Origin of the sequence: Microbacterium thalli (assembly GCF_028737325.1) — a bacterium.
GTDB classification, from domain to species: Bacteria; Actinomycetota; Actinomycetes; order Actinomycetales; family Microbacteriaceae; genus Microbacterium; species Microbacterium thalli.
In genome coordinates this window covers 651,510-672,335 of the sequence record NZ_JAQZCH010000002.1, presented here as the reverse complement: position 1 = coordinate 672,335, position 20,826 = coordinate 651,510, and the positions used below count along the sequence as shown (strand labels likewise).

Sequence of the window (20,826 nt, the reverse complement as noted above, 5' to 3'; positions counted from 1 at the left end):
GCGCGACCCGGCGGCTAGACTCGACGGGCGAATGGGTCGGCTGGACGGTCGCGTGGCGGGCAACCGCACCGAGGAACGTCCGGGCTCCACAGGACAGGACGGTGGGTAACACCCACCCGGAGTGATCCGCGAGACAGTGCCACAGAGAGCAGACCGCCGGCGTTCACGTCGGTAAGGGTGAAAGGGTGGTGTAAGAGACCACCGGGGTCGTGGTGACACGACCCGCACGGTAAACCTCGTCCGGAGCAAGGTCAGACAGGGGATGCAGACGCGGTCCGCCGAGTCCCCGGGTAGACCGCTGGAGCGGCACGGCAACGTGTCGCCGAGAGAGATGGCCGTCCACGGGGCTCACGCCCCCGGACAGAACCCGGCGTACAGGCCGGCCCATTCGCACCTCACGCAGCGCGCGGACCTCACTCCGCGGTCGTGGCGGCGAGGTCCTCGGTCGTCGCGTCGAGCGCACCGGGGCGTTCGCCGGCGAGGGCGAGGGCGGCGGCACCGATGATGCCCGCGTTGTTGCGGTGCACCGCGGGGACGATCGGCGTCTTCAGATCGAGCAGCGGCAGGAACTTGTCGGCGTGCTTCGAGACGCCACCGCCGACGACGAACAGGTCGGGCGAGAAGAGGAACTCGATGTGGCTGTAGTACCACTGCAGCCGCTCGGCCCATTCGGGCCAGTCGAGCTCGTCGCGCTCCATGGCCGAGTAGGCGGCCCAGGCCTCGGCGTCCTTGCCGTGCTTCGCGCGGTGCACGTGGCCGAGCTCGGAGTTGGGGATGAGCACGCCGTTGTAGATCATCGCCGAGCCGATGCCGGTGCCGAGCGTCGTGAGGATGACGAGGCCGTCCTGTCCGCGCGCCGCGCCGTAGCGCAGTTCGGCGACGCCCGCGACATCCGCGTCGTTGGCGAAGTGGATCTGGCGCCCGAGGCCGGACTCGAAGAAGTGCTCGGCTTCGAAATCGATCCAGGTGTCGGCGACGTTCGCCGCAGACAGCGTCCGTCCGTGCTTGACGATGGCGGGGAACGCGACGCCGAGCGGCACGTCGGGGGCGTCGGCCACCTCGAGGCGGTCGAGCACGACCTTCACCGCGGCCAGCACGTCCTCGGGCTCGGCGCCGCGCGGGGTGGGCACCTTGATCCGATCGGTCAGCAGGGTGCCCGTCGAGAGGTCGACGACGGCTCCCTTGATCCCGGTTCCGCCGATGTCCACTCCGACAGCTCGCGTCGCGTTCGCACTCATGCGCCCAGCCTATCGACCGGGCGCCCGCCGGATTAGGCTCGGGCTGAGCGCCGCCCGTGCGCAAGTGAGGAGCCATCATGCCCGCGAGCGACGGAGAGTTCTGGTACAACCTCGTGACGCGTCAGGTGGAGCGGGGCAAACAGTCCCCGGGCGCCGACCGTGCCGGTCCCTTCGCGACCGCGGACGAGGCCGCTCGGGCGCCGGAGATCATGGCTCAACGGGCGCAGGCCTGGCGCGAAGACGAGGCGCGCGCGGACGAGTGGGGCACCCCGCCGTCGGAGGACGCTCACCGCCAGTAGTCTGGTTGCGACCCTGTCTCGGAGAGGACGCGATGGACAAGCAGCGGGACTTCGTACTGCGCACGATCGAGGAGCGGGGCGTCAAGTTCGTCCGGCTCTGGTTCACCGACGTGATCGGCACCCTCAAGTCGGTCGCGATCGCGCCCGCCGAGGTCGAGGGGGCCTTCGCCGAAGGGCTGGGCTTCGATGGCTCGGCCATCGAGGGCCTGACCCGCAGCTACGAGTCGGACCTGCTCGCGCATCCCGACCCGACCACCTTCCAGCTGCTGCCGTGGCGCGGTGAGGTCGACCCGACGGCGCGGATGTTCTGCGACATCACGACCCCCGACGGTCAGCCCGCCGTCGCCGATCCGCGCAACGTGCTCAAGCGCTCGCTCGCGAAGGCCGCCGATGCGGGCTTCACGTTCTACACGCACCCCGAGATCGAGTTCTACCTGCTGAAGTCCTCGAGCTACGGCCCCGAAGGCCCCGAGCCCGTCGACTCGGCCGGCTACTTCGACAACGTGCCCGGCGGCACCGCGCACGACTTCCGTCGCCGCTCGGTGCGGATGCTGGAAGACCTGGGCATCTCGGTCGAGTACAGCCACCACGAGGGCGGTCCCGGACAGAACGAGATCGATCTGCGCTACGCCGACGCCCTCGCGACGGCCGACAACATCATGACGTTCCGCACCGTCATCAAGGAGGTGGCGATCGAGCAGGGTGTCTACGCGACCTTCATGCCCAAGCCCCTCGGCGGCCATCCCGGAAGCGGCATGCACACGCACATGTCTCTCTTCGAGGGCGACGTGAACGCGTTCTACGAGGAGGGCGCGCAGTACCAGCTCTCGCAGACGGGACGCCAGTTCATCGCGGGCCTGCTGCGCCACGCGAACGAGATCTCGGCGGTCACCAACCAGTTCGTCAACTCATACAAGCGGCTTTGGGGCGGCGACGAGGCGCCGAGCTTCATCACGTGGGGTCACAACAACCGCTCCGCTCTCGTCCGCGTGCCGATGTACAAGCCGAACAAGAGCCAGTCGTCGCGTGTCGAGTACCGCGCCCTCGACTCGGCCGCGAACCCGTACCTCGCCTACGCGCTGCTGCTGGCCGCGGGTTTGAAGGGCATCGAGGAGGGCTACGAACTGCCTTCCGAGGCCGAGGACAACGTCTGGTCGCTGACGGATGCCGAACGGCGCGCCCTGGGCTACGCCCCGCTGCCGGCGAGCCTCGATCACGCATTGGAGTACATGGAGGAGTCCGAGCTCGTCGCCGAGACGCTGGGCGAGCAGGTCTTCAACTACGTGCTGCTGAACAAGCGTCGCGAGTGGCAGAACTACCGCGCACAGGTGACGCCGTTCGAGCTCAAGAGCAATCTGGAGATGCTCTGAGGCCATGAACCGGGGACCTCGGGCGGTCGGTCTGACCGGACTCGCGCGAGCGGGCTTCGACGATCTCGGGCGAGCCGACGAGCAGCTCGGCGAGCTCTCGGAGGCCACCGGCCTGCCGCGCGACGAACTCGTCGCGGGCGCCGAGGCCGCCGCCGATCCCGACGGCGCGACGGATGCGCTGCTGCGCATCGCACGGCGAGCACCCGACGCGGTGCGCGCGGCGCTCGATCGACGCCCGGATGCCGTCTGGGGGGTGCTGGGCGCATCACGCGGCTTCGCGGAGTTCTACCTGCGGCATCCGGACGAACTCGCCGACCTCGCCGGCGACGGCGAGGGACTGCCCACGCGTGACGACCTGCGGGATGCGCTTCTGGCGAGCGTCGGCGCGACCGACGGCTTCGCCGCCACGGCCGGCGACGAAGCGTGTGTCGCACTCCGCGTGGGTTACCGGCGGATGCTCGCGCGCATCGCCCGTTTCGACCTGGGCGCGTCCGACCCGGCGCTCATCCTGCACGCGGTCGCGGCGGCGCTCGCGGACGCGGCGGGAGCGGCGCTCGAAGCCTCGCTCGCCGTGGCGCGCAGCCGCCTCGTCGCCGGTGTTCCCGGCACCGGACGGTTCGAGCGTGACGAGGTCGCCGCCACGCAGCTCGCCATCATCGGCATGGGGAAGTCGGGCGCCCGAGAGCTCAACTATGTCAGCGACGTCGACGTCATCTTCGTGGGCGGCTCGAGCGACGAGTCGGTCGTCGCGGAGGCCCGCGCGGTCGACATCGCGACCCGACTGGCGATGCAGACGATGCGCGGGATCTCGGAGGTCGAGGTCGAGCCGCCGCTGTGGGAGGTCGACCCGAACCTCCGTCCCGAGGGCAAGCAGGGTGCCCTGGTGCGCACACTCGACTCGCACATCGCCTATTACGACCGGTGGGCCAAGAGCTGGGAGTTCCAGGCGCTGCTGAAGGCGCGTGCCCTCGCCGGGGACGAGGAGCTGGGCGAGCGCTACGTCGACGCTATGCAGCCGCGGGTCTGGGCCAGCGCCGCCCGCGAGAACTTCGTCGACAGCGTGCAGCGCATGCGCGAGCGCGTGACTGAGCACATCCCCGCCGACGAGGTCGCCCGTCAGCTCAAGCTCGGCCCCGGCGGCATCCGCGATGTCGAGTTCACGGTGCAGCTGCTGCAGCTCGTGCACGGGGCGTCGGACGAGCGGATCCGCGAGCGCTCGACCCTCGACGCGCTCGACGCGCTGGTGTCGCAGGGGTACATCGGACGCGAGGATGCCGCGCACTTCGCCCTCGACTACCGGCGGCTGCGCGTCATGGAGCACCGGCTGCAGCTGCGCGACCTGCGGCGCACGCACCTGATGCCCGAGGACGGCGCATCGCTGCGCGTCCTCGCGCGATCGGCGCGGATCGGCGAGAGCGCCGACCGCGTCGTCGCGGCGTGGGAGGAGATCAAGCGCGAAGTCCGCGAGATCCACGTCCGCCTGTTCTACCGTCCGCTGCTGTCGGCGGTGGCAGCGTTGCCCGCGGACGAGCACATGCTCTCGCCCGAGCAGGCGAAGGCGCGGCTCGCGGCGATCGGATTCCGCGACCCGGCCGGCGCTCTGCGCCACATGGGGGCGCTGACGAGCGGGTTGAGCCGCAAGACGGCGATCCAGCGTCACCTCATGCCCGTGATGCTGCGGTGGTTCGCCGACGGCGTCGACCCGGACTACGGGCTGCTGGCCTTCCGTCGCATCAGCGAGCGTCTCGGCGATACGCCGTGGTTCTTGCGGATGCTGCGCGACTCGGCCGGTGCCGCCGAGAGTTTGACCCGGCTGCTCTCGGGCTCGCGCTACGTCGGCGAGCTGATGGAGTGGATCCCCGAGTCGATCGCGTGGCTCGACTCGCGGGAACAGCTGCGTCCGCGCCCCGGCTACGTGCTGCAGGAGGAGGCGCGGGCGATCCAGACCCGGCACCGGTCGATCGACGACGCGATGTCGGCCGTGCGTGCCCTGCGTCGACGTGAGCTGCTGCGTCTCGCCATGGCTGCGGTGGTGGGCGACCTGTCGATCGAGGAGCTGGCGGAAGGTCTGACGACGATCACCGAGGTGACGATCCAAGCCACGTTGCGGGCCGTGCGTCGCGAAATCGTCCCGCCGGAGGACGAAGGCCTCGACTTCTCGATCATCGCGATGGGACGTTTCGGCGGTGCGGAGCTCGGCTTCGGATCGGATGCCGACATCATCTACGTCTACGCCCCGAACGATGTCGCTCCGCAGCGCGCGCAAGAGCTGGCGCTGCAGCTCGTGCACGGGGTGCGTCGATACTCCGAGGATCACCGGCTTCCGCTCGACCTCGATGCGGGCCTGCGCCCGGAGGGACGCAACGGACCGCTCGTGCGCTCGATCGAGTCGTACGCGGAGTACTACCGCCGCTGGTCGCTGTCGTGGGAGGCGCAGGCGCTGCTGCGCGCGCGGGGTGTCGCCGGCAGCGTGACGCTCATCGAGCGTTTCCTCGCGCTCGCCGACGACGTCCGCTACCCCGAAGCGCCCGACCCCCAGGGGCTGCGTGAGATCCGACGCATCAAGGCCCGCGTCGAAAGCGAGCGTCTGCCGCAGGGGCAGGACCGCTCCCGCCACCTCAAGCTCGGCCCCGGGGGGTTGAGCGATGTCGAGTGGCTCGTGCAGCTGCTGCAGCTCGAGCACGGTCGTCGCGTCGCCGGGCTGCGGACGACGTCGACGATGGCGGCGCTCGACGCGGCGGTGGACGCCGAGCTGCTCCCGCGGGATGCCGCAGACAAACTTGCGGCGGCGTGGCGGCTGGCGAGCCGCCTGCGTTCGGCGAACACGCTGCTGTCGGGTCAGACCAGCGATGTGCTTCCCACCGACCGTGCCCGGCTCGACGGCATCGGTCGATTGCTGGAGTATCCTGCGAGATCGGCCACGATGGTCGAGGAGGACTGGATGCGCGCCGCGCGCCAGGCCCGCCGCGTGTTCGAGAAGCACTTCTATGCCTGAAGGGGAATCATGTCGGTTGGTCTGCTCGCCGTCGTCGACGACATCCTGAGCGCCGCGCTCAAGGCCTCGGCCAAGTCCGCGGGTGTCGTCATCGACGACGCCGCGGTCACACCGCAGTACGTCCAGGGCATCACGCCCGCGCGCGAGCTGCCGGTCGTCGGGAAGATCGCGCTCGGGTCCATCGCGAACAAATTCCTCATCATCATCCCGGTCGCTCTGCTGCTGACCGCGTTCGCGCCGGCCGTACTGCCGTTCCTGCTCATCCTCGGCGGCGCCTTCCTCTGCTACGAGGGCGCCGAGAAGGTGCTCGAGTGGTTCGGTGTGCACCACGGCGCCGCCGACGACGGCCCGCGCGACGAGAAGAAGCTCGTTCTCGGCGCCATCCGCACCGACCTCATCCTCTCGGCCGAGATCATGCTCATCTCGCTGTCGAATCTCGACGACGACATGAGCATCTGGCAGACGCTCGCCGTCCTCGCGGTGATCGCGCTCTTGATGACCGGCATCGTCTACGGTGCGGTCGCGCTGCTGGTGAAGATCGACGACATCGGGTTGCGTATGGCCAAGAACCCGTCGCGCCAGGTGAGGCACACGGGGATGCGGATCGTGCGCTCGATGCCCGCGGTCTTCCGCGTCATCAGCGTCGTCGGCACGGTCGCCATGCTGTGGGTCGGCGGCCATCTGCTGCTGGCGAACCTCGGCGAGGTCGGCGTGCACCCCGCGGCCGACCTGCTTCACGGCATCGAGCACGCCCTGCACGACCTCGGCGGAGTCGTCGTCTGGACGGGGGAGACCTTCGTGTCGGCCATCGCCGGGCTCGTGGCCGGGCTGATCATCGTCGGCGTGCTGATGCTCGTCCGCCGGCTCCGACACCGTGGCGCGGACGCGCACAGCGGTGCCGGAGCGCACTGAGGCGCGTCGCTCGGCGTCAGTCGCGCTCGGGAACGTCCTCGGTGCGCGCGCGCTCCGTCTCGACGGGGTCGCCGGTGAGGTCGGGCACGATCGAGGTGTCGTCCCGGTCGGTCTTCTGAGCGGCGGGGTCGGCGATGGGCTGCTGGTCGTTCGATGCATCGGTCATGGCGTCAGTCCACCGCGCGGCGGCGGGCACGTCACGCCGCTTGACAGCGGCCACGCGCCTTGCATCGGCCGCCGGCACGAAGTCAAGCGCGGTGCGACTGGCATCGGACGCGGACTACGCTGACGCGGTGCCGACTCGTATCCCCGCCCTCCGCCGCGTTCCCTGTGCCGGATCGCCCCGCGAATGGACCATCGACGGGCTCCGGTTCCGGAGCTGGAGCAGCGTTGCACGCCCGGATGCGCCGACGTACGTCTTCATTCACGGTGTCGGGATGTCGCACCGTTCGTACCTCCATCTGCATGGCGGCCTCGCCGGGGCGGCGACCGTGCACAGCCTCGACCTCCCGGGGTTCGCGGGTCTGCCGGTGCCCCGCGACGACGTGACGGTGACGCGGATGGGCACCGCGATCGCGGAGCTGATCGGCGAGCTGTCGTCGAGCCCGGTGATCCTCGGGGGGCATTCCATGGGTGCGCAGTGGGTCGCGGCGGCGGCGCTGCGGCGGCCGGCATCCGTTCGAGCAGTCGTCCTGATGGGCCCCGTCACCGATGACCGTCACCGCACCCTGTCCGCGCAAGCCCGCGCGCTCGCCCTCGACGGCCTCCTGGAGCCGCCCCGCGTCAACGCGGTGGTGCTGGGGGACTATCTCCGCTCCGGGCTGCGCTGGTTCTTCGCGCAGGTGCGGCACATGGTGGCGTATCCGATCGAGCAGCGCGTCGAAGAGCTATCGGTTCCCGTGCTGGTGGTGCGCGGCTCGCGCGACCCGATCGCGGGCGACGACTGGGTGCACCGGCTCGCAGGGCATGCGGCGGCGGGCGAGGTCCTCGTCATCCCCGGATCGGCGCATCACGTCGAGCGCACCGACGCCCGAGCCGTGGCGAGCGGCATCACGGCCTTCCTCGCGCAGCGATCAGTGCGGCCCGCATGACTCGACATCTGATCCGGGATGCCGCCTGGTGGATCGCGGACTACGCGTACGCGGTGACCTGGCAGGCACGGGCGGTGTTCTCGCGCACCGACCCCGGCGACTTCGCCAGCGGCGATGGCACGCCCGTGGTGGTGCTGCCCGGCATCTACGAGACGTGGCGGTTCCTGCAGCCCCTCATCACCGAGCTGCACGAGCGCGGGCACCCCGTGCACGTTATCGCGGCGCTCGGACGCAACCGCTGGCCCGTTCCCCGGGGCGCCCGCCATGTCGCCGCCTATCTGCGCGAGCAGGATCTGCGGGACGTCGTCCTGGTCGCGCACAGCAAGGGCGGGCTGATCGGCAAGCAGGTTATGTCGGATTCCGAGACGGGGGAGCGCATCCGCGGGATGGTCGCGATCGCGAGCCCGTTCGCCGGATCCGTGTACGGCCGGGTCATGCTGCTGCCGTCGCTGCGGGCGTTCTCGCCGAACTCGGCCGTCATCCGGGCTCTCACGCGCGAGCTGGCGCCGAACGCGCGCATCGTGTCGGTGTACGGCGAGTTCGATCCGCACATCCCTGGCGGCAGCGAGCTCGCGGGGGCGCGGAACGTGCGCCTCGAGACGGGCGGTCACTTCCGGGTGCTGGCGCATCCGCGGGTCGTGGCCGAGGTCGAGCGCCTCGCGACCTGATCGCGGGTCCCGTCGGTGATACGACGGACCCCGCCGCCCGGCTCCCGAAGGAGCGGACGGCGGGGTCGCGTACGCAGGATGCGCCTCAGACGCCGAAGTACAGCTCGTACTCGTAGGGGTGAGGGCGAGCGTTGATCGGCTGGATCTCGTTCTCGATCTTGTACTCGATCCAGGTCTCGATCAGCTCGGGCGTGAAGACGCCACCGGCCAGCAGGAACTCGTGGTCGTTGCGCAGCGCCTCGAGGGAGTCGAGCAGCGAGTTCGGAACCTGCGGGATGTTCTTGGCTTCCTCGGGCGGCAGCTCGTAGAGGTCCTTGTCGACCGGCTCGTGCGGCTCGATGCGGTTCTTGATGCCGTCGAGGCCGGCCATCATCTGCGCGGCGAAGGCGAGGTACGGGTTGCCCGAGGCGTCCGGCGCGCGGAATTCGATGCGCTTGGCCTTGGGGTTCGTGCCGGTGATGGGGATGCGGATCGCGGCGGAACGGTTACCGGCCGAATAGACCAGGTTGACCGGAGCCTCGTAGCCCTTGACCAGACGCTTGTACGAGTTGAGCGTCGGGTTGGTGAAGGCCAGCACCGCGGCAGCGTGCTTGAGCAGACCGCCGATGTACCACCGCGCGATGTCGGACAGGCCGCCGTAGCCCTTCTCGTCGTAGAACAGCGGCTCGCCGTTCAGCCACAGGGACTGGTGCGTGTGCATGCCCGAGCCGTTGTCGCCGAACAGGGGCTTGGGCATGAAGGTCGCGACCTTGCCCCACTCCTCGGCGGTGTTCTTGACGATGTACTTGAACTTCAGGATGTCGTCCGCCGAGTGCACCATGGTGTCGAAGCGGTAGTTGATCTCCTGCTGACCGCCGGTGCCGACCTCGTGGTGGGCACGCTCGAGGACGAGGCCCGACTCGATGAGCTTGAGCGAGATGTCGTCGCGCAGGTCGGCCGTCTTGTCGACGGGGGAGACGGGGAAGTAGCCGCCCTTGTACGGGGTCTTGTTGGCGAGGTTGCCGCCCTCTTCGACGCGGCCCGTGTTCCACGCGCCCTCTTCGGAGTCGACCGAGAAGAAGCTCGAGTTCTGCTTCACTTCGTAGCGGACGTCGTCGAAGATGTAGAACTCCGCCTCGGGGGCGAAGAACGCGGTGTCGGCGATGCCGGTCGAGGCCAGGTACTTCTCGGCCTTCTTGGCGACCTGACGCGGGTCCTTCGCGTAGATCTCACCGTTGCGCGGGTTGTAGATGTCGAAGATCATGATCAGCGTCTTCGCCTCGCGGAACGGGTCGAGGTACGCCGTCGACACGTCCGGGATCAGCTGCATGTCGGACTCGTGGATGTTCGCGAAGCCGCGGATCGACGAGCCGTCGAAGAGCTGTCCGACCGTGAAGAACTCCTCGTCGACGGTCGAGGCCGGGATGTTGAAGTGCTGCTGCACGCCAGGAAGATCCGTGAAACGGATGTCGAGGAACTTGACGTCCTCGTCCTGGATGAACTTGAGCACCTCGGAAGAATCTTTGAACATGGAGTCTCCAAGATCGGGTGAGGAACAGCCCGGGATGATCCAGGCCTCTTCGAACCTATCGGCATCCAGTTGCCCGGCAGTATCTCGGGTGTTTCGGGGATGTTACGCCGACGGCCCCCTTTAGGCTGGTCTGGTGCCCGATCACCTGCGCGAGAACAGCTATCCCGGCGAGCGACTGGGGCGGCCCGCACAGGGACCGGGCAGCGTCGGCCGGCTGGGACGGCGCATCGGCGGTCTCGCCATCGACTATGCCGCGGCGACTCTGCTGGCGACGGCCTTCCTCGGCTTCAACCAGTTCGCGCTGCCGGGTGAGGCGGGCCTGACGCAGTTCGCCCCGATCACCGTGTTCGCTGCGCTGCAGGTGATCTTCATCCCGCTCATCGGCGGCAGTCCGGGCCATCGGATCGTCGGCTTGCGCCTCGAGCTGCTGAACGGCGGCTGGACCGGTCTGTGGCGACCGATCGTGCGCACGCTGCTGCTGGTGCTCGTGCTGCCGGCGGTCGTGTTCGATGCCGATCAGCGAGGGCTGCACGACAAAGCGGCCGGCACGATCCTCGTTCGCGCCTAGGAGCGCGGAGGTCGCCCGGCCGCGGCCGATTCAGCGCGGGCGCTGAGCGCGCGCCTTCATCGGGTCGACGCCCTTGGGGATCGGCAGCGAGGTGACCGACTGCGAGACCGAGTCGATGCGCTTGATGACGGCCGACATGGTGGTGCGATCGATCGCCTTCGGGAACGCCTTGATGGTCGGTGCGAGCTTCGCGATGGGCACGTCACCCTCGCCGTGACCGACGTACAGGATGTGGACCGGCACGCCCGACGCCACGCGCTGCACCTTCGCCCGCTCGTCGTTGATCAGACGGGTGAGGCGGCCGCGCGCCCCCTCGCCGACGATGACGACACCGCCGCGACCGACCGCGCGGTAGACGGCTTCCTGCGTTTTCGGGTTCACGCCGACCGGCATCTCGGACGCCTGCCACTTGCGCCCGAGGTTCGTCGAAATGATGTGACCCGTGGCGCCCGGCATGCCGTCGATCCGCTTGTACATGGCGCGCGTGGCGAGACGGGTCATGAGGATCATCGCACCGAGGATGCCGAACAGCAGACCCGTCACGGCCCACAGGATGATGCTCCAGATCGCGGCCGGCGGAATCAGGAAGCCCACCAGGACGCCGAGCCCCACCCCGACGACGACGACCGCGGCGAGGACCCACGGCAGCCAGCTGAAGTACTCCTTCGTGAAGGTGAACAGGGAGCGGAGCTGGGAGAAGAATCCGGGTCGCTTCTCGGGTGCGGTGCTGCGGGACGACATGCTCACAGCCTACCTTTCCGGCGGGTCGCTCACGCCTGCACAGGATCGTGGTCGCAGCGGCCGTCCCCACCTTCTCGCCGCTGTGGGGATGCGGCGAGCGGGTCGTCTCAGACTCGGAGGATGACCCTCGCCCCGGACTCCGCGCCGCCCGCCCTCCGCCGCGTCCGTCCCCCCGAAGCGCCCTTCGAGGGGGAGCTGGTCGAAAACGGCGGCGAGGTGCGGTACCGCGTCGCCGCGGCCGACGCTCCGCTGGCGGTGTGGGAGGCCCAGCCCGGCGGTCACCTTCTCGCTGCGGTCGACCTCGACCGGGTGGACGGATCGACGGTGCTGGTGCTGCCGCGGCTCGTCGGCCGCGTGCGCACGGGCGATGACGCGGATGCACCGACGCCCGGTCAAGCGGTTACGCTCGCCGTCAGCGTGCTGCGCGGTGCACGGGCCGCGCACGCGGCGGGGTGGGACACGGGCGAATGGTGGCTCGCCGACGACGGACGGCCCGTCGTCGTCCCGGTCGGGACCACCGCCGCGACCGAGGCGAGCATTCGCGTGCTCGAGGGCATCCCCGCGGGAGCGCTCGGTTCCGGGATCATGCAGCGGGCGGTCGACGCGCTCCGCGACGGAGACGCCACGGAGCTCGCAGCAGCGGAGGACGCGCTGTTCGCGTCGGCGATCCCCGAACCGCTCGGAGAACGACTCGTGCGTGCGGCGCTGGACGACCGGACCCGGGCCTCGGCAGTGACACCGGAGCGACGGACGCCGACCGGCGAGGCGGTGCGACCCCTGATCGAGCGCCTCGTCGACGCCGACCTCGCCGAGCGCATTGCAGGCGCGTGGGCCGCCGTGCGCGGGGCTCTCGGCCCGTCGCGGGTTCGGCCGGTCGCCGGAGCGGGCGCGTCGGCGAGACGACGGATGATGGTCGTCGCGGGCGTCGTCGCGACGGCGACCCTCACGCTCGGTCTGCTGTGGCCGCAGTCGGATGCCACCGAGGCGGCCACGGCTCCTTCCGCGTCGGCGCCGACGGCGAGTGCTTCCGGGTCCCCGACGGCGGACGACGTGACCGACTCCGCGCAGTCATTTCCGGGAACGGGGGGAGCTTCATCGCCGCCCGCCAGCGCACCGCCGGACGGCACAGCCCCGCCGACAGAACCCTCTCCTCCGGGAGAGGCCGCGCCGCCATCCGAGGCTGCGGGCGAGGGGATGTCGGCCACCGCGACGGTCGAGGCGCTCGCGGCGTGCTGGCGCGACAGCGATCCGGCCTGTCGGATGGAGCTGCTGGAGCGCCCGGATGCCGTCGTGCCCGAGGGGATCGCGACGGCGGAGGCGCGGCGCGACGTCGTGCCGCTCGACGATCTCGGTGGTGTCGAGGTGGTGCGGGTCGACGATCCCACGGGGGAGAGGCGGTCGCAGATCGTGGTCTTGGTCGTCCGGGACGACAAACGGCTGGTCCGCGACGTCTATGACGTCGCGGACCAGCCGTGATGAGGGTCAGCCGGTCAGATGCCGAGGTTGCCCTCGAACTGCGCGCCCTCGAGGCGGGCCTTCATGGTGCTGAGGAAGCGCGCCGCGTCGGCTCCGTCGATCGTGCGGTGGTCGTACGACAGTGCCAGGTACACGTACGAGCGCACCGAGATCGCGTCCTTGCCGTCGACCGTCACGACGCCGGGGCGCTTGTAGACGATGCCGGTGCCGAGGATCGCGGACTGCGGGAGGAACACGACCGGGGTGTCGAACAGTGCGCCGCGCGAACCCGTGTTGGTGATCGTGAACGTGCCGCCGGCGAGCTCGTCGGGCTTCAGCTTGTTGTCGCGGGTGCGCGCGGCGAGGTCGGCGATGTCCTGGGCGATCTGCGCCAGGTTCTTCGCACCGGCATCCCGCAGGACGGGCGTCAGCAGGCCGCGCTCCGTGTCGACGGCGATCGAGATGTTCTCGGTCGCCGGGTAGACGATCTCTTCACCGTCGACGGTCGAGTTGACGATCGGGAAGGTCTGCAGCGCCTCGGCGGCGGCCAGCGCGAAGAAGGGCAGGAACGACAGCTTCGCGCCGCTCTTCTCGTTGAACTCGACCTTGACCTTGTCGCGGAACGCCGACAGCTTGGTCACGTCGACCTCGACGACGGTCGTCAGCTGAGCGGTCTGCTGCATCGACTCGACGGCGCGCTTGGCGAGGACCTTGCGCAGACGCGACATCGGCGCGCGCGTGCCGCGCAGCTCCGAGACCTCGACGGCAGCCGGAGCGGCGGCCGGTGCGGCGGGTGCCGCTGCCGCGGGGGCCGCCGATGCCGCCTCCGCCGCCTTCAGGACGTCTTCCTTGCGGATGCGTCCGCCCACGCCGGTGCCGGTGATCGAGGCGAGGTCGACGCCCTGCTGCTGGGCGAGGCGACGCACGAGCGGGGTCACGTAGGTGACGCCGTCGTTGCCGGACTCGGCCGGAGCGGATGCAGCGGCGGGTGCCGACGGCTGGGCGGCGGGCGCGGCCTGCTGCGGAGCCGGGGCGGCCTGCTGCGGGGCGGGAGCCTGCTGCGGAGCAGGCGCGGCCGGCTGCGGGGCGGGAGCCTCCTGCTGCGGGGCCGGGGCCTCTGCGGCGGGCGCGGGCTCGGCGGGAGCCGCGGCGGGTGCGGGGGCGCCGGAACCGATGCGCGCGAGTGCCGATCCGACCTCGACGGTCTCGTCCTCCTGGACGAGGATCTCGACGAGCGTGCCGGCGAACGGGGCGGGGATCTCGGTGTCGACCTTGTCGGTCGAGATCTCGAGGAGCGGCTCGTCGACCGCGACATCGTCGCCGACCTGCTTGAGCCAGCGCGTCACGGTGCCCTCGGTCACGCTCTCGCCCAGCTCGGGCAGCACGACGTCCTTGGCGTCGCCCGAAGCGGCGGGAGCGGCCGGTGCCTGCTCCTGCGGAGCGGCCTCAGCGGCGGGAGCCTCCTGCGCGGGGGCGGCGGGCTCGTCGGCCGGAGCCTGCTCGGTGGGGCTGTCGCTGGCGGGGGCGCCGGATCCGTCGCCGATCTTGGCGAGGACGGCGCCGACCTCGACGGTCTCGTCTTCCTGCACCAGGATCTCTTCGATGACGCCGCTCACAGGCGACGGGATCTCGGTGTCCACCTTGTCGGTGGAGATCTCCAGCAGGCCCTCGTCCTCCTGGATGGTGTCACCGACCTTCTTGAGCCAGCGGGTGACCGTTCCCTCGGTGACGCTCTCTCCGAGCGCGGGGAGGACCACGGAAGTGCTCATGAATCTGTCTCCTTCAAGAAATGCCGATGTCCGTCTAGCTTACTGATCCGCATCGGCCGACCGGTCAGAGCGCGTGCAGCGGTTTGCCCGCCAGCGCCAGGAATGCTTCTCCGAGAGCCTCGCTCTGAGTCGGATGGGCGTGGATGAATGGTGCGATGTCCTCGGGGTGGGCTTCCCAACCCACGACGAGCTGGCCCTCGGTGATCAGTTCGCCGACGCGGTCGCCGACCAGGTGCACCCCGACGACCGGACCGTCCAGACGGCGGACGACCTTCACGAGACCCGCGGTTCCGAGGATCTCGCTCTTGCCGTTGCCGGCCAAGTTGTATTCGCGCACGACGACGGCCTCGCCGTGTGCGGCGCGTGCCTGCTCCTCCGTCAGCCCGACCGAGGCGACCTCGGGGCTGCTGTAGGTGACGCGCGGGACGAGGCTGTCGGGCACGACCGTCGGACGCAGCCCGGCGATCTCCTCGGCGACGAAGATGCCCTGCTGGAAGCTGCGATGGGCCAGCTGCAGGCCCGGGACGATGTCGCCCACCGCCCACACGCCGGCGCGCGTCGTGCGCAGCCGCTCGTCGACGCGCACGAAGCCGCGGTCGAGTTCGACCCCGGCGTCCTCGAGGCCGATGCCCGCGGTGACGGGGCCGCGTCCGACGGCGACCAGAAGCACATCGGCATCCAAGGTCGATCCGTCTTCGAGCGCGACGGTCACGCCCCCCGCGGACGACTCGGCTCCCGCGAAGCGGACTCCCGTGCGGGCCGTGATGCCGCGCTTGCGGAAGGCGCGCTCGAGGGCCTTGCTGAGGGCCGCGTCCTCGGTGGGCAGCAGACGGTCGAGCGCCTCGACGATCGTGACCTCGGCGCCGAACGAGCGCCAGATGCTGGCGAACTCGACGCCGATGACGCCGCCGCCGAGGATGACCGCGCGACGGGGGACCTCGGGCAGAGCCAGGGCCTGTTCGCTCGTCAGGATGCGTTCGCCGACCTCGAGACCGGGGATCAGGCGACTGGACGAGCCGGTGGCCAGCACGACGTCCCTCCCGCGGTAGCGGTCATCGCCCACGGCCACCGAGCCGTCGTCGAGCAGTCGGCCGGCACCCCGCACGACGGTGATCTTGCGGGCGGCGATGAGGCCCTCGAGTCCCTTGTGCTTCTTCGCGACGATGCCTTCGCGGTAGGCGTGGACCGCCGCGATGTCGATGCCCTCGAACGAGGAGCGGACGCCGACGTGCGCTGATCCGCGGATGCTGTCGGCGACCTCGGCCGAATGCAGCAGCGCCTTCGTCGGGATGCAGCCGCGGTGCAGGCACGTGCCGCCCAGCTTGTCCTTTTCGACGAGCGCGACCGACGATCCCAGCTCGGCGGCCCGCAGGGCTGCGGCGTAGCCGCCGCTGCCGCCGCCCAGGATGACCAGGTCGAACGAGTGATCGGTCATCGGACGCTCCCGCGGAGGAACTCGATGAGGGAGCGTACCGTCGCGGCCGTCGGGCCCTTGTCGGTCGCCCCGTACGGGGTCTTCGTGGTGCCCGAGCCGGCGATGTCCAGGTGGATCCACGAGATGCGCGGAGCGTCGGCATCCTCTCCCGTCCGCCCGACGAAGCGCCGCAGGAACAGGCCCGCGAAAAGCGACCCCCCGGCGGGATCGCCGATCTTCGCGTTCTGGAGGTCGGCGATGGGGGAGTCGAGCTCCTCTTCCATGTGCGCGGGCAGCGGAAGGTGCCACGCGGCCTCGCCGGCACGCTCTGCCGCGGCCAGATACCGGGCGACGGCGTCGTCCTCGCCCATGACGCCGGTGTGGCGGTTGCCGAGGGCGACGATGATGGCCCCCGTCAGGGTCGCGACGTCGACGATGGTGTCGGGCTGCGTCCGGCTCGCCGCGACGAGCCCGTCCGCGAGGACCAGGCGCCCCTCGGCGTCGGTGTTGAGCACCTCGACGGTCGTGCCGTCGAGCAGGCGCAAGACGTCGCCCGGGCGCGTCGCGCGTCCGGACGGCATGTTGTCGGCCACGCAGAGCCAGGCCGACACCCGGACAGGCAGGTGCAGTGCGGCGGCGGCCTGGACGACGCCGAGCACCGTGGCGGCCCCGGCCATGTCGTACTTCATCCCCACCATGCTCGCCGGCGGCTTGAGCGACAGGCCGCCCGTGTCGAAGGTGATGCCTTTGCCGACGAGGGCGACATGGCGCTCGGCGTCGGCGGGGGCGTAGTCGACCCGCACCACGCGGGGCGGGCGGTCCGAGCCCTGTCCGACGCCGAGAACGCCGCCGAAGCCCTGCGACTCGAGCGCCGCCTCGTCGAGGATCTCCACCTCGACCGGTAGGCCGGCCACGGCGTCGACGGCGCGTTCGGCCAGGTCGGCCGGCGACAGCCATTCGGCCGGGATGCTGACGAGGTCCTTCACGAGGGCGATCGCCCGGCCCAGCGCGGTGACGGCGGCGACGTCGTCGGCGGTGGCGGCGGCATCCGTGTGGATCGTCACGCGTTCGGCGCGAGGCTTGGGCGCCTCACGCTTATAACCCGCGAACCGGTAGCCGCCGATGACCGCGCCCTCGGCGAGGGCGCTCCAGTCGTCCGCCGCTGCGAACGGGGCCGCGACCGCGAGCGAGGCGAAGCCCGTCGTCATACGCACGGCCGCGCCGACCGCGTCGCGCAGGGCGTTCGCGTCGGGTTCGGGGCCGGTGCCCACGACGATCACGGGAACGGCGGCGACCGCCGGCAGGAACACACGGTGCACCGAGCCTCGCGCGCCGGTGAAGCCGACGGCCTGCAGCATCTCGCCGATGCCGGGCCACTCGGCGGGGGCGGCCACGGTGTCTCCGAGGGGCGGGAGCGCCAGCACGAGGGCGTCGGCATCGGATTCGGTGACGGGCGCGCTGCTGTGCGCGATCTCGGGGAACGGCATTCCTCCATCCTAGGTTCGCCGCCCGCGGGGCGTTCGCTGTCAGCGAGTCGCAGGCCGCGCCCGGCGTCGGACCGGCCTCGTAGAGTTGAGGCATGCCGCTGTCCGGACCGCTCTACGCTCGTGCCGCCGGGTCCCCGCCCGTCCCGACGGGGCTGCCGCTCGTCATCGCCCTCACCGGATTCACGGATGCCGGTGGCGCGGTGTCACGCATCATCGACTACTTCCGCAACGAGCTCGACCCCACGACGGTCGTCGCCTTCGACAACGACGTCCTCTTCGACTACCGTGCACGCCGGCCCGTTGTGACCTTCGCCGAGGATCACCTGACCGACTACCGCACGCCGCGCCTCGAGCTCTCGCTCGCGCACGACTCGCTCGGGCAGCCCTTCGTGCTGCTTTCCGGCTACGAGCCCGACTTCGCCTGGGAGGCCTTCGCCGAGACCGTCGTCGGTCTGGCGGAGGGGATGCAGGTGGCGACGGCGACCTGGGTGCACGCGATCCCGATGCCCGTCCCGCACACGCGTCCGATCGGCACCACCGTCAGTGGGACCCGCGGCGAGCTCACCGCTGCGCACTCGGTGTGGCAGCCGCGGACGCAGATCCCGGCGACGGCCGGCCACCTGCTCGAGATGCGACTGGCCGAAGCCGATGCCCAGGTGGCGGGCTTCGCCCTGCTCGTGCCGCATTACCTCGGTGAGACGGAGTACCCGGCGGCCGCGATCGCCGGACTCGACAGCCTCAGCGTCGCGACGGGGCTCGTCTTCGACAGCGACACCCTCCGCACCGAGAACCGCGAGTACCTCGACAAGGTCGAAGACCAGGTCACGGGCAGCGACGAGCTCACCACGATGATCCACACTCTGGAGGAGCGCTACGACTCGTACATGGCGGGCTCGGCGCTCGGGCAGCCCATCATCCATACGGGTGATCTTCCGAGCGCGGACGAACTCGCGGCCGAGCTCGAGCGGTTCCTCGCCTCGCGCCCTCCCGGCGACGACGACAAGCGCGGTCTCGGCTGACGCCTGCCGTCGACGATGCGCCGCGGGAATGCGGCGGGCCCGGTCGGCGTTCTCATAGCAATGAATGCTTGCGCAGGAAGAGCGCACGAGATATGAGACAATGAAGGACCTGACCCGTTGTCGATCCTGTGCACCTCGTTCGTTCGAGTCGTACGGAGACTTGACAAGGGTCTTACTAGTGTCCGAGAACCCGGTGCATTCGCATCGGTGAGAGGCTAACCGTGACGTCAGGCACGAAGACCACACGCACCCGCGCGAGCGAGGACACCGAACTCGTCGATGAGGCGCCCGCCACGGGCGCGAAGACCACCGCCGCGAAGACCACTTCCGCGAAGGCCCCCGCGAAGAAGACGGCGGCGAAGGCTCCGGCGGCGAAGGCGCCCGCTAAGAAGGCTCCGGCCAAGAAGGCTGCACCGGCGAAGGCGTCGAAGGCCAAGGCGAAGGCCTCCGAGGACGAAATGGACGAGGAGGGCGTCGAAGAGGACGTCGAGCTCGAGACCGTGGATGCCGCTGACGACGACACCGCGGCGCCCGTCGCAGATGCCGCCAAGGCGGAGGACGACGAAGAGGACGCCGAGCCGAAGAAGCCGGCGTTCACCGAGGCTCTGCCCACCGGCGCGATCGTCATCTCGACGAGCGACGAGGAAGACGTGCCGGTCTACTCGACGCAGATCACCGGCGCTACCGCCGACCCGGTCAAGGACTACCTCAAGCAGATCGGCAAGGTTCCGCTGCTGAACGCGGCGGAAGAGGTCGAGCTCGCGATGCGCATCGAGGCGGGCCTGTTCGCCGAAGAGAAGCTGTCGCACATGTCCGCCGCCGAGAAGTCGAACCAGCTCGGTCTCGACTTGCAGTGGGTGGCCCGCGACGGCCAGCGTGCCAAGAGCCACCTCCTCGGGGCGAACCTCCGTCTCGTCGTCTCGCTCGCCAAGCGGTACACCGGCCGCGGCATGCAGTTCCTGGACCTCATCCAGGAGGGCAACCTCGGTCTCATCCGCGCGGTCGAGAAGTTCGACTACACCAAGGGCTTCAAGTTCTCGACGTACGCCACCTGGTGGATCCGTCAGGCGATCACCCGCGCCATGGCCGACCAGGCCCGCACCATCCGCATCCCGGTGCACATGGTCGAGGTCATCAACAAGCTCGCGCGCGTGCAGCGTCAGATGCTGCAGGACCTCGGTCGCGAGCCCACGCCCGAGGAGCTCAGCCGCGAGCTCGACATGACCCCCGAGAAGGTCATCGAGGTTCAGAAGTACGGTCGCGAGCCCATCTCCCTGCACACGCCGCTCGGCGAGGACGGCGACAGCGAGTTCGGCGACCTCATCGAGGACACCGAGGCGGTCGTGCCGGCGGACGCGGTCGGCTTCACGATGCTGCAGCGCCAGCTGGAGTCGCTCCTCGACTCGCTCAGCGAGCGCGAGGCGGGCGTGATCCGCATGCGCTTCGGTCTCGGCGACGGTCAGCCCAAGACGCTCGACCAGATCGGCGACACCTTCGGCGTGACGCGTGAGCGCATCCGTCAGATCGAGTCGAAGACGATGGCGAAGCTGCGTCACCCCTCGCGGTCGCAGTCGCTGCGGGACTACCTCGAGTGAGCGGGGCCGCGAACGAGGGGAAGGCGCTCGAGGTCGTCATCGACGGCGCCTCGTACGCGCGGATCCCGATCCGCACGCGCGTCGTGATGCCGGGCGATGACCTGGATGCCGTCATCGACGAGTACGCCAAGCCGGTCGTTGCCGCGGGCGACATCCTGTTCGTGACCGAGAAGATCGTCGCGATCACGCAGGGCCGCTCGTACACGCTCGACGAGATCCAGGTCCGCCCGTTGGCGCGCTTCCTGTCGAAGTACGTCACCCGCACGCCGTACGGCATCGGCCTCGGCATGCCCGAGACGATGGAGATGGCGCTGCGCGAGTGCGGCACGCCCCGCATCCTCTTCGCGGCCGCCGTGAGCGCCGTGACGAAGGTGATCGGTCGTCGCGGCGACTTCTACCGCATCGCCGGCGATAAGGCGCGCGCGATCGATGGTCCGACCTCGGGCACGATCCCGCCGTACAACAAGGCCGTCGTGCTGGGTCCGACCGACCCGTCCGGCGTCGCCGCGCGCACGAAGGCGCGCCTGGGCGGCGTCGCCGAGGTCGCCGTCGTGGACATCAACGACATCGGCGGGAACATCCTCGGATCGACCCTCGACCGTGCCGGCGAGCAGCGTCTCGTCCGCATCCTGCGCGACAATCCGCTCGGCCAAGGGCACCAGTCCACGCCGCTCGGCGTCATCCGCGAGGTCTGA

At 70.1% G+C, this 20,826-nt stretch carries 18 protein-coding genes and 1 other RNA gene; 12 read left to right on the top strand and 7 right to left on the bottom strand.

Going from position 1 to position 20,826, the window contains the following annotated elements:
- Positions 1 to 32: 32 nt before the first annotated feature.
- An RNA gene (gene rnpB, locus PUW82_RS11130) (RNase P RNA component class A) lies at positions 33 to 391 on the top strand.
- A 22-nt stretch (positions 392 to 413) separates the two neighbouring features.
- On the opposite strand, the gene ppgK is transcribed toward rnpB, so the two are convergent.
- Complete coding sequence (gene ppgK / locus PUW82_RS11125) at positions 414 to 1,238, bottom strand: polyphosphate--glucose phosphotransferase (protein WP_274222348.1); 825 nt, start codon at positions 1,236 to 1,238, stop codon at positions 414 to 416.
- Positions 1,239 to 1,315: 77 nt separating this feature from the next.
- On the opposite strand from ppgK, the gene PUW82_RS11120 reads away from it, so the two are divergent.
- Genes PUW82_RS11120 through PUW82_RS11105 form a run of 4 tightly spaced genes read left to right on the top strand, consistent with a single transcriptional unit; the run spans position 1,316 to position 6,814 of the window.
- Complete coding sequence (locus PUW82_RS11120) at positions 1,316 to 1,537, top strand: SPOR domain-containing protein (protein ID WP_274222347.1); 222 nt, start codon at positions 1,316 to 1,318, stop codon at positions 1,535 to 1,537.
- A 32-nt stretch (positions 1,538 to 1,569) separates the two neighbouring features.
- Positions 1,570 to 2,907, top strand: a complete 1,338-nt coding sequence (gene glnA, locus PUW82_RS11115) for a type I glutamate--ammonia ligase (RefSeq protein ID WP_274222346.1) — start codon at positions 1,570 to 1,572, stop codon at positions 2,905 to 2,907.
- 4 nt (positions 2,908 to 2,911) lie between these two features.
- Positions 2,912 to 5,902, top strand: coding sequence for a bifunctional [glutamine synthetase] adenylyltransferase/[glutamine synthetase]-adenylyl-L-tyrosine phosphorylase (locus PUW82_RS11110; protein ID WP_274222345.1), 2,991 nt, complete (start codon positions 2,912 to 2,914; stop codon positions 5,900 to 5,902).
- Between the two features lie 9 nt (positions 5,903 to 5,911).
- Positions 5,912 to 6,814: a DUF808 domain-containing protein gene (locus PUW82_RS11105; RefSeq protein ID WP_274222344.1), complete on the top strand. Its 903-nt coding sequence runs from the start codon at positions 5,912 to 5,914 to the stop codon at positions 6,812 to 6,814.
- A 16-nt stretch (positions 6,815 to 6,830) separates the two neighbouring features.
- On the opposite strand, the gene PUW82_RS11100 is transcribed toward PUW82_RS11105, so the two are convergent.
- A complete protein-coding gene (locus tag PUW82_RS11100; protein ID WP_274222343.1) occupies positions 6,831 to 6,980 on the bottom strand; it encodes a hypothetical protein in 150 nt (49 codons plus the stop codon).
- 139 nt (positions 6,981 to 7,119) lie between these two features.
- Between PUW82_RS11100 and PUW82_RS11095 the strand changes: the two genes are divergently transcribed.
- The gene (locus PUW82_RS11095; RefSeq protein ID WP_420792768.1) at positions 7,120 to 7,905 is read left to right on the top strand and encodes an alpha/beta fold hydrolase; all 786 of its coding nucleotides are present in this window, start codon (positions 7,120 to 7,122) and stop codon (positions 7,903 to 7,905) included.
- Positions 7,902 to 8,573: an esterase/lipase family protein gene (locus PUW82_RS11090; RefSeq protein ID WP_274222341.1), complete on the top strand. Its 672-nt coding sequence runs from the start codon at positions 7,902 to 7,904 to the stop codon at positions 8,571 to 8,573. The genes PUW82_RS11095 and PUW82_RS11090 overlap by 4 nt, the downstream gene beginning before the upstream one ends.
- Before the next feature lie 85 nt (positions 8,574 to 8,658).
- On the opposite strand, the gene glnA (PUW82_RS11085) is transcribed toward PUW82_RS11090, so the two are convergent.
- Positions 8,659 to 10,083 carry a type I glutamate--ammonia ligase gene (gene glnA / locus PUW82_RS11085; protein ID WP_274222340.1) on the bottom strand — a complete coding sequence of 475 codons (1,425 nt, stop codon included), beginning with the start codon at positions 10,081 to 10,083 and terminating at the stop codon, positions 8,659 to 8,661.
- A gap of 133 nt (positions 10,084 to 10,216) precedes the next feature.
- Here glnA (PUW82_RS11085) and PUW82_RS11080 point away from each other — a divergent pair, with 133 nt between their 5' ends.
- A complete protein-coding gene (locus PUW82_RS11080; protein WP_274222339.1) occupies positions 10,217 to 10,651 on the top strand; it encodes an RDD family protein in 435 nt (144 codons plus the stop codon).
- A 30-nt stretch (positions 10,652 to 10,681) separates the two neighbouring features.
- Here PUW82_RS11080 and PUW82_RS11075 read toward each other — a convergent pair whose 3' ends face one another.
- Entirely contained in the window at positions 10,682 to 11,392 is a 711-nt protein-coding gene (locus tag PUW82_RS11075) for a DUF4191 family protein (RefSeq protein ID WP_274222338.1), read from the bottom strand.
- Between the two features lie 120 nt (positions 11,393 to 11,512).
- Between PUW82_RS11075 and PUW82_RS11070 the strand changes: the two genes are divergently transcribed.
- Entirely contained in the window at positions 11,513 to 12,868 is a 1,356-nt protein-coding gene (locus tag PUW82_RS11070; RefSeq protein ID WP_274222337.1) for a hypothetical protein, read from the top strand.
- 14 nt (positions 12,869 to 12,882) lie between these two features.
- On the opposite strand, the gene sucB is transcribed toward PUW82_RS11070, so the two are convergent.
- The 3 genes from sucB to PUW82_RS11055 form a co-directional block, all read right to left on the bottom strand.
- Entirely contained in the window at positions 12,883 to 14,616 is a 1,734-nt protein-coding gene (gene sucB, locus PUW82_RS11065; protein WP_274222336.1) for a 2-oxoglutarate dehydrogenase, E2 component, dihydrolipoamide succinyltransferase, read from the bottom strand.
- A gap of 64 nt (positions 14,617 to 14,680) precedes the next feature.
- Complete coding sequence (lpdA, locus tag PUW82_RS11060; RefSeq protein WP_274222335.1) at positions 14,681 to 16,051, bottom strand: dihydrolipoyl dehydrogenase; 1,371 nt, start codon at positions 16,049 to 16,051, stop codon at positions 14,681 to 14,683.
- Complete coding sequence (locus tag PUW82_RS11055) at positions 16,048 to 17,517, bottom strand: leucyl aminopeptidase (RefSeq protein ID WP_274222334.1); 1,470 nt, start codon at positions 17,515 to 17,517, stop codon at positions 16,048 to 16,050. Before PUW82_RS11055 ends, lpdA begins: the two co-directional genes overlap by 4 nt.
- A gap of 92 nt (positions 17,518 to 17,609) precedes the next feature.
- On the opposite strand from PUW82_RS11055, the gene PUW82_RS11050 reads away from it, so the two are divergent.
- The 3 genes from PUW82_RS11050 to PUW82_RS11040 all read left to right on the top strand — a co-directional run bounded on the left by PUW82_RS11050 (position 17,610) and on the right by PUW82_RS11040 (position 20,826).
- Positions 17,610 to 18,536 (top strand): proteasome assembly chaperone family protein, encoded by a 927-nt coding sequence (locus PUW82_RS11050; protein ID WP_274222333.1) that lies wholly within the window; start codon positions 17,610 to 17,612, stop codon positions 18,534 to 18,536.
- A gap of 221 nt (positions 18,537 to 18,757) precedes the next feature.
- The gene (locus PUW82_RS11045) at positions 18,758 to 20,131 is read left to right on the top strand and encodes an RNA polymerase sigma factor (protein ID WP_274222332.1); all 1,374 of its coding nucleotides are present in this window, start codon (positions 18,758 to 18,760) and stop codon (positions 20,129 to 20,131) included.
- On the top strand, positions 20,128 to 20,826 hold the full coding sequence (locus PUW82_RS11040; protein WP_274222331.1) for a coenzyme F420-0:L-glutamate ligase: 699 nt from the start codon (positions 20,128 to 20,130) through the stop codon (positions 20,824 to 20,826). The genes PUW82_RS11045 and PUW82_RS11040 overlap by 4 nt, the downstream gene beginning before the upstream one ends.